The 15,773-nt window shown below is 47.0% G+C and carries 17 protein-coding genes; 11 read left to right on the top strand and 6 right to left on the bottom strand.

Annotated features, from left to right (window positions below):
• Positions 1 to 69: 69 nt before the first annotated feature.
• Both rlmD and WH45_RS11835 read left to right on the top strand, forming a co-directional pair.
• Entirely contained in the window at positions 70 to 1,758 is a 1,689-nt protein-coding gene (rlmD, locus tag WH45_RS11840; protein ID WP_046214515.1) for a 23S rRNA (uracil(1939)-C(5))-methyltransferase RlmD, read from the top strand.
• A 203-nt stretch (positions 1,759 to 1,961) separates the two neighbouring features.
• Positions 1,962 to 3,464, top strand: coding sequence for a DEAD/DEAH box helicase (locus tag WH45_RS11835; protein ID WP_046214514.1), 1,503 nt, complete (start codon positions 1,962 to 1,964; stop codon positions 3,462 to 3,464).
• A gap of 314 nt (positions 3,465 to 3,778) precedes the next feature.
• Here the strand turns inward: WH45_RS11835 and WH45_RS23595 are convergent, their stop codons facing one another.
• Complete coding sequence (locus WH45_RS23595; RefSeq protein ID WP_156075158.1) at positions 3,779 to 3,946, bottom strand: hypothetical protein; 168 nt, start codon at positions 3,944 to 3,946, stop codon at positions 3,779 to 3,781.
• A 185-nt stretch (positions 3,947 to 4,131) separates the two neighbouring features.
• Between WH45_RS23595 and WH45_RS11830 the strand changes: the two genes are divergently transcribed.
• Positions 4,132 to 4,626 carry a DUF6985 domain-containing protein gene (locus tag WH45_RS11830; RefSeq protein ID WP_046214513.1) on the top strand — a complete coding sequence of 165 codons (495 nt, stop codon included), beginning with the start codon at positions 4,132 to 4,134 and terminating at the stop codon, positions 4,624 to 4,626.
• 57 nt (positions 4,627 to 4,683) lie between these two features.
• Here WH45_RS11830 and WH45_RS24135 read toward each other — a convergent pair whose 3' ends face one another.
• The 3 genes from WH45_RS24135 to WH45_RS11815 form a co-directional block, all read right to left on the bottom strand.
• Positions 4,684 to 4,809, bottom strand: a complete 126-nt coding sequence (locus WH45_RS24135; protein ID WP_324292932.1) for an N-acetyltransferase — start codon at positions 4,807 to 4,809, stop codon at positions 4,684 to 4,686.
• Positions 4,782 to 5,321, bottom strand: a complete 540-nt coding sequence (locus WH45_RS11825; RefSeq protein ID WP_324292931.1) for a hypothetical protein — start codon at positions 5,319 to 5,321, stop codon at positions 4,782 to 4,784. Before WH45_RS11825 ends, WH45_RS24135 begins: the two co-directional genes overlap by 28 nt.
• A gap of 770 nt (positions 5,322 to 6,091) precedes the next feature.
• On the bottom strand, positions 6,092 to 7,030 hold the full coding sequence (locus WH45_RS11815) for a helix-turn-helix transcriptional regulator (RefSeq protein ID WP_046214511.1): 939 nt from the start codon (positions 7,028 to 7,030) through the stop codon (positions 6,092 to 6,094).
• Positions 7,031 to 7,142: 112 nt separating this feature from the next.
• On the opposite strand from WH45_RS11815, the gene WH45_RS11810 reads away from it, so the two are divergent.
• The 4 genes from WH45_RS11810 to WH45_RS22860 all read left to right on the top strand — a co-directional run bounded on the left by WH45_RS11810 (position 7,143) and on the right by WH45_RS22860 (position 9,960).
• A complete protein-coding gene (locus WH45_RS11810; RefSeq protein ID WP_046214510.1) occupies positions 7,143 to 7,592 on the top strand; it encodes a VOC family protein in 450 nt (149 codons plus the stop codon).
• 389 nt (positions 7,593 to 7,981) lie between these two features.
• Entirely contained in the window at positions 7,982 to 8,149 is a 168-nt protein-coding gene (locus tag WH45_RS23590; RefSeq protein ID WP_156075157.1) for a hypothetical protein, read from the top strand.
• 273 nt (positions 8,150 to 8,422) lie between these two features.
• Positions 8,423 to 9,022, top strand: coding sequence for a DUF2087 domain-containing protein (locus WH45_RS11805; RefSeq protein WP_046214509.1), 600 nt, complete (start codon positions 8,423 to 8,425; stop codon positions 9,020 to 9,022).
• Between the two features lie 197 nt (positions 9,023 to 9,219).
• Positions 9,220 to 9,960 carry a hypothetical protein gene (locus tag WH45_RS22860; RefSeq protein WP_052723744.1) on the top strand — a complete coding sequence of 247 codons (741 nt, stop codon included), beginning with the start codon at positions 9,220 to 9,222 and terminating at the stop codon, positions 9,958 to 9,960.
• Between the two features lie 278 nt (positions 9,961 to 10,238).
• On the opposite strand, the gene WH45_RS11795 is transcribed toward WH45_RS22860, so the two are convergent.
• Entirely contained in the window at positions 10,239 to 10,754 is a 516-nt protein-coding gene (locus tag WH45_RS11795) for a pyridoxamine 5'-phosphate oxidase family protein (protein WP_152663544.1), read from the bottom strand.
• A gap of 279 nt (positions 10,755 to 11,033) precedes the next feature.
• On the opposite strand from WH45_RS11795, the gene WH45_RS11790 reads away from it, so the two are divergent.
• Positions 11,034 to 12,596 (top strand): glycosyltransferase family 39 protein, encoded by a 1,563-nt coding sequence (locus WH45_RS11790; RefSeq protein WP_046214507.1) that lies wholly within the window; start codon positions 11,034 to 11,036, stop codon positions 12,594 to 12,596.
• 3 nt (positions 12,597 to 12,599) lie between these two features.
• The gene (locus WH45_RS11785) at positions 12,600 to 13,328 is read left to right on the top strand and encodes a hypothetical protein (RefSeq protein ID WP_046214506.1); all 729 of its coding nucleotides are present in this window, start codon (positions 12,600 to 12,602) and stop codon (positions 13,326 to 13,328) included.
• A 208-nt stretch (positions 13,329 to 13,536) separates the two neighbouring features.
• Here WH45_RS11785 and WH45_RS11780 read toward each other — a convergent pair whose 3' ends face one another.
• Positions 13,537 to 14,532, bottom strand: coding sequence for a DUF4003 family protein (locus WH45_RS11780; protein WP_046214505.1), 996 nt, complete (start codon positions 14,530 to 14,532; stop codon positions 13,537 to 13,539).
• Between the two features lie 167 nt (positions 14,533 to 14,699).
• Between WH45_RS11780 and WH45_RS11775 the strand changes: the two genes are divergently transcribed.
• Both WH45_RS11775 and WH45_RS11770 read left to right on the top strand, forming a co-directional pair.
• Positions 14,700 to 14,927: a hypothetical protein gene (locus tag WH45_RS11775; RefSeq protein WP_052723743.1), complete on the top strand. Its 228-nt coding sequence runs from the start codon at positions 14,700 to 14,702 to the stop codon at positions 14,925 to 14,927.
• A gap of 166 nt (positions 14,928 to 15,093) precedes the next feature.
• Positions 15,094 to 15,621, top strand: coding sequence for a putative immunity protein (locus tag WH45_RS11770; protein WP_046214504.1), 528 nt, complete (start codon positions 15,094 to 15,096; stop codon positions 15,619 to 15,621).
• Positions 15,622 to 15,773: the final 152 nt, after the last annotated feature.

Genomic DNA, 15,773 nt, shown 5'->3' with positions numbered 1-15,773 from the left:
TAACCGTAGCCGCTGTTTATGGTAAGATGGGACACGACCATAAATCAATGAAACGGAGAAATTCACAACATGACTGATAAACCACGTTCCCAGCAGGGGAACTATTCTTCCAAAAAGCCGTCTCGGCCTGCCCGCCCGGATGCATCATCACATCGTCCGGACCGTCCATCCTCCTCGGCACGCAGTACCCAGAAATCCAGAACCAGCTCACCATCCCTACCGATAGACAGCAAGCCCGATTCCCGCCAGAACGGCAAAACAGGCGGATTTGCAGATTCTGCGCGTACAAGCAGCGCATCTTCCAATGCCAAAGGCAAAGGCGAATACAACAAGTCCTACGCCAAAAACCAGAACAATGCTCCGGTCAAAACAGCCAATCGGGATAACGCAGAAGAACTGCGAATTGGAGACAGTATCGTCGTAACGATCAAGCGCCTCGGAATTAATGGCGAAGGTGTCGGTTACTATCGCCGCAAAGCGGTCTTTGTCGATGGTGCCCTGCCCAATGAAGTCGTCAAGGCACAGGTGACCGGTACCCATCCCAAATTTATCAAAGCCAATATTACCGAGATTGAGAAAAGATCCCCGGAGCGCGTAGAGCCGCCATGTCCGGTATTCCATATCTGCGGCGGCTGTCAGATCCAGCATATCTCCTACAAGGGACAGCTGCAGGCCAAGACAGATATTGTGATTGAAGCATTCAGTCGTTATGCCGGTCTGGAAAAAGTGAAAATCAAGCCAATGCTTGGTATGGAGCATCCTTGGGCGTATCGCAACAAAGCCCAGCCGCAGCTCGGACGCGATCAGGATCAGAATGTAATTGCCGGTCTGTATGAGATCAACAGTCACGATATCGTTGATATCAGCGGCTGCCCGATCCAGCATCCAGCGATCAACAATGCGATCGAGATCGTCAAGTCTGCTCTGGAAGACCTGCAGATTCCGCTGCATAAAGATAACGGCTCCCGGGACGGCGTACGTACGATTGTAGTCCGTTACGGTTTCCAGTCCAATCATCTGCAGATTACACTGGTGACGACCAGCCGCCAACTGCCCCGTCAGGATGAACTGATCCAGGCACTGCGTCTGTCCGTACCGGATGTGACCAGTATTGCGATCAATGTGAATCCCAAGAAAACATCCCTGGTCTTCGGTGAACATACCGTTACACTGTGGGGTCAGGATACGATGCTGGAATCGCTCGGAGATCTGGAATTTGCCCTGTCACCAAGAGCATTCTTCCAGCTCAATCCGCAGCAGACAGTCAAGCTGTACGAGTCCGTTCGTGCTGCCGCCGGACTGACCGGCAAAGAGCTGGTTGTCGATGCGTACTGCGGCACCGGAACGATCGGACTGTGGCTCGCCCCATATGCTAGGGAAGTACGCGGCATCGAGATGATCGCCGAGGCGGTCGATGATGCCAACAAAAATGCATATCACAACAACCGCGACAATGCCAGCTTCTATGTGGGCAAAGCCGAAGAACTGCTGCCACGCTGGGTGAAAAAAGGTATGAGCCCGGATGTGATTATCGCCGATCCGCCGCGTACCGGACTGGAGCAACCATTCCTGGAGACGGTGCTGAAGACCAAGCCGAAGCGGTTTGTATATGTGTCCTGTAACCCATCGACACTCGCCAAAGACTGCAAAGTGCTGCTGGATGGCGGCTATGAGATCCAGTGGGTACAACCGATAGATATGTTCCCGCAGACCAGTCATGTGGAAGCAGTGACGCTGCTGGTACGCAAAGACGCTTAATTTCTATTCGTTATAAATAAACTCGTGATAAAGAAACAGCCCGAAGAGCCATGTATACTCTTTGGGCTGTTTTCTCTATATCCGTCAGGCACAGCTGTCATCTACCGGAGTAATCTGTTCGTAACGAAAAAGAAACTATCCCCGCTGCTGCCCAATCTGTGGTACGCTTATCGAATACCCAAGACCGAAGGAGTTTAACCTAAATGAGCGAAAGCAACACATTAAACGATATACAGCAAACCAGCACTACCTCCACTACCAACCAACCGAGCTTCAGTGACTATAACCTCAGCGAAGAAATCACCCGTGCCCTGGACAGTCTGGGCTATCGTCAGCCAACCCCGGTACAGCAGCAGGTCATCCCGCAGGCACTTGCCCAAAAAGACATCACCGTCAAATCACAGACAGGCAGCGGCAAGACAGCAGCCTACGGTATTCCGCTGTGCGAAATGCTGGAATGGGAAGAGAGCCGTCCGCAGGCACTCATTCTGACGCCAACCCGTGAACTGGCCGATCAGGTCAAAGAAGACATTATGAATATCGGCCGCTTCAAGCGGGTCAAAGCGGCAGCCATCTATGGCAAGCAGCCGTTCGACCGGCAGAGACGGGAACTGACACAGCGTAATCACGTGATCGTCGGCACGCCGGGACGAGTAATGGATCATATCGAAAAGGACACCATCGATCTGGAGCGCATCCAGTATCTGGTAATCGATGAAGCGGATGAGATGCTGAGCATGGGCTTTATCGAGCAGCTGGAGAAAATTATTCGCGAGCTGCCAACCGAACGGATGACCATGCTGTTCTCCGCCACGCTTCCCAAAGACGTGGAAAAACTTTGTCACCGGTATATGAATCGGCCTGTCGATATCGAGATCGGCTCGGCATCAGAGAAGCGTCAGACTCAGATCGAGCATCGACTGTACACCGTCGGAGAGAAGGCCAAGCCAGCTCTGCTGCAAAAAGTAACAGTAACCGAGAATCCGGACAGCTGCATCATTTTCTGCCGTACCCAAGTCAATGTGGATGCCGTTGCCACCCAGCTGGAGAATCTCGGCTACCCGGCGAGCAAAATTCATGGCGGTATGGAGCAGGATGATCGCAACCGCGTAATGAACGAATTCCGCGCCGGTCAATTCCGTTATCTGGTCGCGACCGATGTAGCGGCGAGAGGGATCGATATCGACCGGATCACCCATGTGATCAACTACGATCTGCCGATGGAAAAGGAAAGCTATGTGCACCGTACCGGTCGTACAGGCCGTGCGGGACAGAGTGGAACGGCGATCACATTTGCAACGCCGTATGAAGACAAATTCCTCAATGCGATCCAGAACTATATCGGATTCGAAATTCCGCGGGCCGAAGAACCATCGGCCTTCACTGTCTCGGCCGCTCAGGCAGCATTCGACCGCAAACTGCGCGACCGCCCTGCACCGAAAAAGAGCAGAGGCGAGGAACTGAACGCCGATATCCTCAAGCTGTACTTTAACGGTGGCAAAAAGAAAAAGCTGCGCACTGTCGACTTCGTAGGTACGATCGCCCGGATCGAAGGCGTGACTGCAGACGATATCGGAATTATCAGCGTCCAGGAAACCGTAACCTATGTGGATATCCTGAATGGCAAAGGTCCACTTGTATTGAAAGCGATGCAGGAGACGACGATCAAAGGCAAACAACTGAAAGTGCAAAAAGCCAGAACGTAAATGATATGTATAAGATTATATTTTTGAAAGGCATGGGCTGTTGTCCATGTCTTTTTTTGTTATGGGAGAAGGATATATACTGGAGTTGGAAACAGGAAACAGGAAACAGGAAACAGGAAACAGGAAACAGGGGATCATGAGATGTTTCGATCGGGTAGTAGGTAGAAGAGTGTATAGATAAGAATGTATAGATATATCAAAAAAGCTCTGCCGCTATAGCAGAGCCCTTTGTGTGGAAATAATAATTGATGGTATTTCTCTGAGCATGACTTTTCAAAAAAAAGGTCGCTGTTTGTTGGAGTAAAAGTCTCTGATTACTGGGCTGGCTGCTCCACCGGCTTCTGATCTGTCGTAGCACCTTGCTCGGCAGGCGATTCATCGGATGTGGTATTATTCGTGTTGGTCGCAGGCGTGTCACCGGAGCATGCGACCAGTGCAGCGAGAGAAGCAGCAGATAGCATAATACCTATTGTTCTAAACATTTTCATAAGATCACCTTTTTCTGAATGGTATGGTGTACATTGTAGAGATAGTTAATTAATTGACATTTTGCACGTGAAGTTCCGTTAAGTAAAATGTACCCCATTTCAAGGAAGATCTAATCATAGGCATATATCATAGCTTTGCTTTATAATAAACAAATTTCAAAGGAAACAGGAGGAATAAAGTGGAAAAGATTAGAAAATTGACTCAGGATGAAAATGGAATCTACGCTGAAATCTACTTTCCATTATTCGATACATATATAATGACCGAAGCGGAAAACGGGATTTCTACACAATACGTTGAATATTGTGCTGAATCTCTGCAGCAGTTGAGTGACCAAACAATACACGATATTTGTAAATATGCATTGGATTTTTGTCGGGATACGATGAGCTATACACCTGATGGAAATTATCCTGAGCAGTTGAAGCCCATTCATGACCCACAAGAGATTCTGCCATTTTTTGAACCGACTGCCCTGACTATTGATGAACCGCAAAATCTGGATATTCCGGCGCTAAATTTATACTGTCATTGTGTATGGGATCAGGACAATGATATGCAGATTCTGATTCTCGGTGGTGAAGTCGTCTATGTAGGCGTATTTGATGGATTAAATGCATGGCAGGACAATCTGGGTGAATGGGGTAATTATGTTACCGGCTACAGATTATAGCCATGCATCTGCCATCATTGGGTGGCGCAGTGGTTCAGCGTCTCATGGATCAGATTATTAACGCAGTACCATTCCATAACGGACCTCTTCACTCACTGTCCGGAAGCCAGCCGACTCGTACAGGGAAAGTGCCGAATGATTATCGGTCAGTACGGTCAGGCTGCCATTTTCCAATACTGCCATTGTAGTCCTTCGGACAGTGCAAATTCGGGAACAGGCTGCTGCAGGTCCCTTTCCATATGAAACAGGCTGTTCAGGTAGTCATATCCTTTTTGCAGGAAAAAGGAAGTGTTGGCCGTCTCGGTCGAATGATTGCCGATACATAGCATGGTCTCATGTGCAGCAGACAGTGTCTTTTTCCATTCTACCGCTCTGGTCAGCAGCGGCTGGTAGAGGGCTTCCAGCAGGGAAATATCGTTCTCGCGTTCCGGAATTGTTTTGATATTTATGTAGAGAGCATGTTTGTGATCTGCCGGTTGGTCTGGCTGGATCGCACTGACTACTTCGATCTGGCCTTTGCCGATCATCTGATCCTTGTCAAAAGCACAATATACATTGTTCCAGTTGGATGGTTCGCCGACCCACCAGAAGACAGCATGGTCCCTTTCTGTGACGGCCTGATACAGACTGCCCAGTAACGGCATGTCGGTCTCCTGAAAGCTGCGTATGGTGTAGTCTGAGGAGAGTGATTTCAAGTTTTTGCTCCTTTTCCAGGTGGATTTAGACGACTGTGTTGCTGACCATTATTTTTTATCTGGCATCTGATGTATAGTGAGCAGGAGGAAGTTGCATTATTTGGAATTTAATAGTTGAGACGCGATTTACATAAATTTGTTTCTCTGTAGTTATATAGATATTCGAAAATTGAACTAAAGAGCAGGATATGTTACATTTTAGCCACCTGTTTCGGACGATCATTATCCGTTGAGGCCATACGATAAGAGGAGGGATGTTCTCTGGTTATTCTGCTCATGACGATTGGTACTATTGCATACATATCCCAGGCTCCACTATTTTCAGCTTCACAAAAAGGATACGAATACAGTTATCTGGCTGTTCATCTGCTGTATATTGGACTGGTTGTCTGTGCTGCCCAAAATGCAATCGACCTCTCTGACAGCCTGTTAATGTGGATCGGGGCGGCTGTATATGCACCGGTATTTATTCGGATTCTTAGAAAGACCGATAAAGAAAGACAGCTTTGACCGATTGTATTATGTAGATTCCTGTAGAAGAGAGCTATTTAATATGCCGAAAGTTAAGATGGTATATGGTTTGCTGCAAGAAAGAGCACTTGCAGGGTGCTGTAAGAAATAACGCTTGCCGCTTGCTGCAAGAAAAGCGCTTGCAGCGAGCGATACAGATTTTCGAATGATTGTCTTCCCAAAATAAAGACTCCAGCTGCAGCGGCTCCGGAGTCTTTTATCATTGTGTGCAAATTACAGATAGAGTACGGATGCGATAGCTACAGCTGCTGATAATGCTGCAGCAAACTATCAAGGCGGATATGGATCATTTCCTTCAATGCATCCGGTTGGATAGACAGGATATGCTGCCCGTACCGGATAAAATAATCGGTGATAAACGCTTCTTCTCCCGGATTATAGCATCCCCGGATCACTGTCTGCTCGCCTGCCTCCAGTCTCATCGATGGATAATGTTCTTTATCAAAAATATCTTTTGCCTGTTCGGCAATCATCACTTCAAATGAGATACTCTGTTCAGACTGCTGCCTCTGTCCGGACCGCTGTAGCAGTTCATCCAGTAAAAGAGTCGGCTGGTCGCTCGTCTCCTGCAAGGAGGTAATACGATCGCACCGGAACACTCTGTATTGCTGCGTTTTCAGCTCCATGCCGACTGCATACCATTGGCCGAATCGGGCGGATATGCGGGCGAATTGGACTTCATACGTAGTGTGTCGTTTACCGCGCACATAGCTGATCCGGCAGCTGCTTTCATGCAGAATGCTTTTGAGGATCTGATCCAGACAGGGGCTGGCATTGGTGTGCGGATAAGTCTCCAGCTGTAGTACCTTTTTCATATTGTGTATCTGTTCAATCTGGGAAGGAGAGAGACAGTTCTCGAATTTCTCATTCAGCCGGTTCCCGCTCAGATGAAATGGAGTGGATTGGTACGATTCCAGCGTCAGCATGGCAAAATACAAAGCATACACTTCGTCCATGGTGAAGATCATCGGTGACAGCAGCCGATTCTTGAGAATGCCATAGCGCCCATTTCGTCCATGCTCTGCGTAGAGAGGCATTCCGAGTTGTTCGAGAGAATGGATATCACGTAGGGCCGTACTTTTGGAGATATGATAGGTACTCATCAGATCACTTAGATTGAAAAATTCCCGTCCATTCAGGTAGCGGATCATATCATTCAGTCGTTCGGATTTGTTCATGGCAATCTCCTTTGTTAAAAGGTGTCATATTTTGAAACCTTTCCATAGGATAATGAGTTGGAGAGCAGATATCAATGATCTGCCCAAATTCTATATATGGAGGCGGTACAGAATGAGCACAACACTGGAAATTGCCATTTTCCTATCAATGAATGGTCAAGCGAAGGAAGCCATCGACTTTTACAAGCAGCATTTGGGCGCAGAGGAAATGATGCGGGTCACCTATCAGCAGATGGCGGAGCGTGACGGCTCCATGCAGCTGACGGAGGAGAACAAGGACTATATTTCTCATTCCATTTTGCAGATTGGCAGCACCAAAGTGATGATCGCCGAAGAGACGATGGACCCTGGCGAGAAGTATACTGCAGGTAATCAGATCTCGCTGTGTATCCAGAGCGCCGATTTGGAAGAAATCAGACAATTCTACAGCAGCCTGATTAGTGACGCGCGGGTGAAGATTATTTTGCCGTTATCCAGCATTGTGTTCAGCGAGGCGTATGGTGTTATCGAAGATCCGTTTGGTGTGCAGCTGCAGTTGATGTATGACAAGCGGCTGGGGTGACAGAGCGATATTGATTTGATCGGTTAAGGAAGACAGGCATAACCGATCAGATCAATAAGCTGCAAACGATGAAGAGGTGGTAATCAGCAGGACAGAAAAGGGTGAACGTACAGTGGAGTAAGAGGACGAAATACAAGCAGAAATGAGATAGATAAACAGAATAATAGGGAGAAGCCAAGTAAATACGGCTTCTCTCATCCTGTACGATATTGGCGGCAATAGAAAAATCACGACCGAATAGGCCAAGCTTGCAAAGGATACGTATGAAGTACATACAATCAGTATAGAGACGGAGGTGAACCGCCATACCCGGACTGCCTGCAAAACAGGTATTTCTTGTCCCCCGGACAGCAGTCCGGCAAGAAGAATTTCAATAGGGAGGAACAGTTATGATACTCATCATCGCATGGTTCATTATCGGGATTCTTGCTTACTTTTTCATGTATACATTCATCAAGCTCCTGAATCCAAAAACCGATAATTTCAACACAGCCAGCTGCAGCCTGTTATTTGCTGCGCTGGTGATCGCAATCATCATACTCACATATATGTCCTAATTAACAAAAACACGGAATTATACGTCCGTGTTTTTTGTTTCTCCTATTTTTTTTCTTCTATAGGTACTAAAAATAAATCCCGATGTTACATCAGAATTCCAATGCCAAGGACAAGCCTGTTAGATAAGGTGTCACAATGAAGCATTGAATCTCAGTGATAAATGTAATTCTTGTATAAAATAGATTTGACTATTCTTTCCAATTGGATTATTATCTTATTTAACAAACATCTAATTAGATATTTGTTAAATAAGATGGAGAGGAGGAAAGATAATGCAGCTGGATAAAGTAGTGGCCTATCACAAAGCACTGGCCGACCCGACTCGGATCAAAATGTTGATTCTGCTGGCAGAAGGAGAGCTTAACGGGCAGATGCTCGCAGAGAAGCTGTATGTGACGCCTGCGACAATTACGCATCATGCGACCAAGCTGCGGGAAGCAAGCCTAATCAACGAGCGCCGGGAAAAGAACACAATCTTTTTCTCGTTAAATCATTATTTCATCCGCAACAATGCCAATGCAGCCGTGCAGCTAATTTATCGAACCGTGGAGGGAGCAGCTACTGTTATGGATGACAATCACAAGCGCCTGGCCGAATCGGTCGTGAGGAACTTCCTGGACGCGGAAGGACGATTGAAAAGTATACCCTCACAGCTCAAGAAGAAGCTTATTGTGCTCGAACATCTCGTCTCCAGACTGGAGCCGGGGCGCAAGTACAGTGAGAAAGAAATCAATGAATTCATCCAAACGTTTCATGCCGATTTTGCAACGATCCGCCGGGAATTTATTATGCATCAGTTTATGGCGAGAGAAGACCAGATCTACGAATTGAACCCGCCGGAGATGTGGGCGAGATGGGAACAGCTGGCGTAGCAAGTCCAGAACAACTTTCGGAAATAGTAAAAAGTGATCGGGGAACGGCATGACCTGGTAAAATGTTCTATCCTATATTCATAGACAAACCATGCAGGAATCCTGAGCATTCTATGGAATTCTGTATGGATACATAGCAGCCTGTCCAATTGTGAAGCGGCAAATCGCATTTTATCAAAATATGGAGGAGAATAGTTATGAAGAAAGCAATTCGGATCGCCTGTATCTCTACATTGACCGTAGCCATATGTCTGACAGGCGAAGGAGGAAATATAAACGCTGCTGCATCCGATTCGTATTATCGTGCACCTGTTACTGCAAACAAGCAATGGCAGTCAGGTCAGCTGCAGCTGACGGCAGGCAAGGTGACCGTTAGTGCCTATACAGGTACAGAGACCGGTTTCCAGGGTACTCCATTCATTAACAAATTGCATATTACAGATGGACGTGCGGATTATGATATACCACTCAAAGGGTCTGTAATATCTCTACGATCGATATCGGTATCACCTTCCGGCCAATATATCGCGGTCCATATCTTTTTGGAAGCAGGCAGTCAGCTGCTGATTGTGGATTTGGCCCACCAAAAGCATATACTTATCAATGATAATGTCCGTTATATGAAATATGCGGAAAGTGTGCCCGTCTATAACTGGTCTCCAGTGGGCGACCAGCTGGCATTTGCCTATGGAGATACATCTAGCAGCCGAGTCGCCATTTACCATGCAGCTTCCGGCAAAATAGAATATGTGCCGCGAGAAACCAATATCATCTCAACCTCTGCAGTGTTATGGAATTCCAAGGGGACGGTGCTTGATTATATCAGTGAATATTCATCCAATCATTTCAAATTATACAGATATACGCTGAGTACGAAGAAAGTAAAACCGATAAAATCGTTGACCAGAAAGCAGATGCAGCAGCTGAGCCTCCGGTAAGCAAAAAGTGAAGATGTTGAAACCAACCGCTAAACAGAAAATATGGAAATTCAAAACTTATCTAGATATAGTAAATACCAAATAAAATACAAATGCCAAATATTCACCATTAAACAAGAGAACAAGAAATCTTAAATCCCAAATTCTAAATCGTAACTATAAAAAGCCAACGTTTATCCGCAGCAGGATAAACGTTGGCTTTTTACATAATATACAAATATTCTACATAACATGTACTTCCAATCTGCTATCCATACACTGAATGGCAGGCTGCATCATTACGGCTTGGTTGGTGTCTGGGTCAGATCCACAGTCTCGTTCAGACCCGGCTCGGATCTGGGATCGGAGTTTTTGCCGACAGCTTTTTTGAGCAGATGGGTGACCATTTTGGCCGCGCTGCCGCTTTCCCAGTATTCGGCAGTCTCGGTATGGATGCGGATCAGCACCAGATTCGGATCGTCATAGGAGACATCGAGAATCTTCTCGTACATTTTGTTCCACATTTCCTTTTTGCGTTCCAGATCGTTGACGAATTCAGCGGTACCGCTGATCGAGACATACGACTTACCGGCATAGGCTACATTGACACGCGGATCTGCCAGCAGCTCGGTGTATTTGGATGTATCCTTTTTGGTCAGGAACCACAGATCTCCATCAAATTCGATATCCTGGGTCTGCATTGGTCGGGAGACCAGACGATCGCCGGAAATGGTGGTCAGCATGGCTGTCTCGATATCCTTGATTAATTCGCGTACGGTTTCCACCGCTTCGGCATGAGTAACAGGTTCAGACATAATATTTTCCACCTTTCATAGAGTTAGCTATCTTCCAGCAGCACTGGACATGTCAAAAGCTCATAATGGTAACTATTAAACATCGGGATCGGCAGGTAAACGTTCCGATCCACAAACCGGCCGGCAGCTTTTTTAATAAATTATTCATATTCAGCCTTTATACTACTGAAACAGGTTGTGTCTGCCGGGAAAGACAGGGCTGTGCAGCAATGTTCATTGCATTTGAATTTTATTCTTTTCGTTTCGTTTATAATCACACCATTTCAAAGGAGTCTTTTCATGCAAAAGGTTATCCAAAATGCTATTTACGGTATGCTCGCCGTGTTTATGGCGCTGTTTATCGGTTCATCCCTGTTCCTGAGGGCAGAGTATAATTATGCGGTCTACAGCGATAAGCCTGTTTTGCAGCAGCAGCATCTTCTGATTCTCCTGCTGCTGGTCATTGGGCTGATTGTCGTGAGTCTGGTACTGTACCGGCTCTGCCAGCAGCTGAACCGATATCGTCCGCGGATCGTTATCCCGATTGTACTCGGTATCTCGCTGGCGATTCAGCTGGGGATTATTCTTCTGCTGCCGCGTCTGCCGACGGATGACTCGCAGACCGTTGTATCGCTGGCGCTGCGTATGCTGAATGACGGGGATTATTCGACTTTTCAGTCGGGCGGTTATCTGTATATGTTTCCGTTCAACTTCTCGACCGTGCTGTATATCAAGGCGCTGTTATGGATATTCCCGGATAACTATCTGGTGCTGAAAATATTCAACATTCTGTTCACCCTGGTGACGATGCTGATGATCTACCTGATCTACAAGCAGCTCAACTATCGCTCTACAGGCAGGGATTATGGTGTTCTTGTATTTGCAGCGACTTATATGCCGGCGCTGCTGATGAGTAATTTTATCTATAACGATGTGATTGCGACGACGCTGCTCACGGCTTCGCTGTATACAGTGATCCGGTTCGTGAAGACACGATCGATTCGTTATATTGTGCTGGCAGCGATTCTGCTGGCCTTGGGCAATTATTTCCGCAGTATCGGCATTATTTTCCTGATTGCTTCCGTGATCTATCTGCTGCTCTATTCTCGCAGTATCGGATGGAAGAAGATGCTGATCTCGCTCGGTATCATGGCGATACTATTCAACGTACCAGGCTGGACGCAAAATGCCGCTCTGCAAGCTTCCGGTGTAGTCGACGAGCCGACGAGCACCAATGCGGCACCGGTCTATATGTGGCTGAATATGGGGATGAATCAGAGTACATTCGGATTCTGGGACAATATGCTGAGCTACAACATTTATCAGCGGGAAGCAGAATATAATAAAGCCAAGAGTATACCGCTGTTCCAGCAGGCGATTGAGGATAAGCTAAGCAGTATGTCCCCTGGCGAACTGGCTGAGCTGTATTACAAAAAGCTGATCTGGACCTGGACGGAAGGCACGTACCAGATCGAGCGCTACGGCATTGGCACGGAGCGTTCTGCAGGTGGCGGTATGGGGTTTGTAATGGGCGGTTACAGTTATTCAACGGTGGCAACGCAGCTGTTTGCCGGAGACTCGGTCTATCGCAGTGGGTTAATGTGGGTGCTGTATGCGATGAATTTCCTGATGTATATCTTTGTCCTCGTTCGGCTGATCGGTGCGATCCGGAGAAGGCGGTATGATGAAGCAGCCCTTGTGTTGATTATTCTGGGATTTATCGGATTCTATCTGCTGTGGGAGATTAAGTCCCGGTATATCTATCCGGTGTATCCGCTGCTCATTATCCTGTCTTATATGGGCTTCAAGGATGTGTATGACGGTCTGTCCCGGTATATGCCATTTCGGAGAAAGGGTGATTGATTGATGAGAATCAGAAAATATACGCTATGCTGGTCGACAGCACTGCTGGCGGGAGCGGTCCTGCTGGGCGGCTGTGATGTGATTACCGCACAGAATATTACCGACAGCAGCGGCTCGGGTATGAATGGAGGCGGAACGGGAATGAACGGTGGTCCGGGCAGAAATGGCGGCGGAATGCGCGGTATGATGAATGCGGATGTGATGGGTAAAGTCATCTCGGTCAATGGCAGCACGCTTAAAATTGAGCTGCTGGAACAGACTCGCAGTCGTGATCAGAGTAGTACCGGCGATCGTAATGCCGGACCGGACGCAGCGGGACAGACAGCAGATGGTACCTCGTCTGCCAATTCCGCCGCTCCTGCCCCGACCAACAGCAGCGATCCTTACAATCCTAGCAACACAGGCAATGCTGGCAATACAGACCATGCCGGCAATACCGGTACTGATCAAGGAACCGGTGCAGGTCAGCCCTTACCAGACAGCGCATCACCCGGCAGACAGATGGAAATGAACAGCACGGGCGAGGAGAAAACGCTCCAGGTCAGCGGGGATGTGCAGATTTCCGAAGGACCCGGGATGATGCCGCAGCTGAATGCAGCAGATTCCAAGACCAATTCCGCCACGTCAGCCATGGAATCTACGTTGAAGCTCTCCGATCTGGAAGCCGGCGAGACGGTTATGATCTGGTACAAGGAGAATACCGAAACGGTAGAACGCATAATGGCGATGTAGGTGACTCATTGGGCATGACGGTGGGGTCACGGATAGAACCCGGAACGAAGTGATACAATGAGCGAGCCCCGGGAAATGGACGGCTGATAATGGGATTTGTTCAAAACAGGCAGATCAAAAAAGCGTACCCTTGGAAATACAGGGTACGCTTTTTTTGGGATCGATCCTACTGTGCAGACATGCAGGATCATGCAGTGTATTCGACCATTCAACCGGAAGCGGCAGACGATGCGGCAGCTCCTGCCGTAACAGCTGCAATCATGGCCGTCTGCTGGGCAATGATAATGTTGGTAATGGTCGTAGTGAGATTCGGGGTAAGCAGTCCTTTGCGGACTTCATCAATATACCGGGAAGAGACGAGGGCAGCCGTATACAGCAGCAGCTGTTCCTTGTTGATCGACCAGCGGCCGAAGCCTTTTTGTTCGCGCATATAGGCAGATACGCTGGCCATATCACTTACAATCGTCTCCGGGTCAACCGGCAGCAGAGCCAGAACGCCCAGGGAAGAAAGGGTATACTGCTTATCCATGCGCATATCCTGCCTGTTCAATGCTTCACGCAGCACGGTGATCCGATCCAGCGTACTGCCGGTCTCGCCGCCCAGCACCAGTACCTGGGTCAGTGCCTGCAGACCGTTATTATTACCAAATTCGGGCTTCAGTGTCCGGTGCAGCTGTTCCATTGACTCCACACCAGCAGATGGATCAATATCCGACAATGCCAGCATGGCAGCGAAGATATAATCGTCTCGGTTGGTCAGGAACCGGTGATATTGCTTCATTCCTTCATAAAAGAGTTTCATTCGTTCGATGGTATGTACATATTGATCCGGTGCAGCATTGGCAGCAATCTCATAAGCGGCGATCACCAGATAATCGGAGGCTTTGAATCCGGTTTGCTTAAGCTGTTCATAGACCGAAAGCGTATGCTGCAGCTGAGTCTCCTGATCCTCATCCTGCCGCAGAGACAGCATGGCAGAGATGACAATTGCAGCCATATTGCGGAACATGGAGAACCGGCTCGTATTTTCCTTGAGCATATTGTAGCAGTCCCGGATGACTTCTCCGGGAGCTTCCCGGCCCTCGAGCGCGTACAGCAGAGCTGCCAGTCGACTGACATTTATATTCTGCCAGCGGAATTCCTGTTTGATATTTTGCATATTGAGAGTCAATAATTCAAGTTTGGCTTTATCCTGTGGATTCATTATGTACACCCCTTATGGTAAACTGAAGATAGAATGGCATTTCAATTGAATTTTACCATACTCTGGACTCAGAATCTGCTCTGGTCATAAACCAGACTTGTACTGGCGGCCCATCTCTGCATTATCCGGCACGGGTTATTGTATGATTTCATTTGGAGAGAAGCTTGATGATGAAATACGAGGAACAACGGGAACAGCAGATTCATCAGACAGAGAGCCGTGAAGTCACATCATTTAACAGTGTAACCGAGCATTATCATACGATTGTGGGTGTACCCCGTCAGCAGGTGGAGATGTCCAGCATTCCTGCACCGATCCGCTGGTTTGGTTATTTTGGGTTTGGAGGCATTATTGTAGGAGCGGTCACGATGTTGATGGTAGCTGCTTTTCATTAAGGCTCTGTTAAAAGGTAAGTATTGTAAGAAGAATTTTACTGACACTACTAACACCGTTTTATACCGTTCTCGAAAAGATAACCAAAGGTTTTTGAACATTTGACGGTATCGTTAAAATTGACGATACCTATTTGCTATACTCTCAAAAGGGACAGGAGTGATTTCAGTGAAATTGGAAGATTATGCATGGAATAAACATGAGCAAAAAATAAAAAAAGAACAAATAGAGTTTAAATATAATAAACCAAAAATAAAAATCATAGATAACACTGCACTGCGAAATGAAATTGAAGAGGCTCTCGAAAAAATGCCACAGGAGTTACTTGTTCAATGGGCTTTAAAAGTAGCAGTTCCGTATTTGGATTATCTCGATGATTCTTTAAAAGAGGACTCACGAATAAATTTGGGGATAGAAACTTTACAAAAACGAATAGACGGAAGGATTAGAGCCTTCGATTTACGGAAAGTTGGATTTATAGTTAATGAATTGGCGAAAGAATCCAAATCAGACATCAGCAAGTATTCAGCACGTTCATTTGCCCAAGCAATTGCAACAGGACATATGAGAGGACATGCTTTAGTTAGCAGTGATTACGCAATAAAAGCAACAAATTCTTTAACCGACAACTCTATAAATGCTTCGACAATCGAGAGGGAAAGACAATTAAGCATAATAGATGAATTGATAAATTGAACTTGTCGACAATTAAAAAATTAAGAAACAGGTTGGTATTGATCCCGTTAGTACACTACAGTACAGTACCTCTTTTTAGGCTCCTTATTAAAGCGCTTTACTTAGAATGTCACATTTTGGTCACAATGTCTTTGCTCAGTAGACATTGTACT

The sequence above is a fragment of the Paenibacillus wulumuqiensis genome (assembly GCF_000971965.1).
Taxonomy (GTDB): Bacteria; Bacillota; Bacilli; order Paenibacillales; family Paenibacillaceae; genus Saccharibacillus; species Saccharibacillus wulumuqiensis.
Note: the sequence above shows the minus strand (reverse complement) of the source record. Positions and strands in the feature narration are given on the sequence as shown.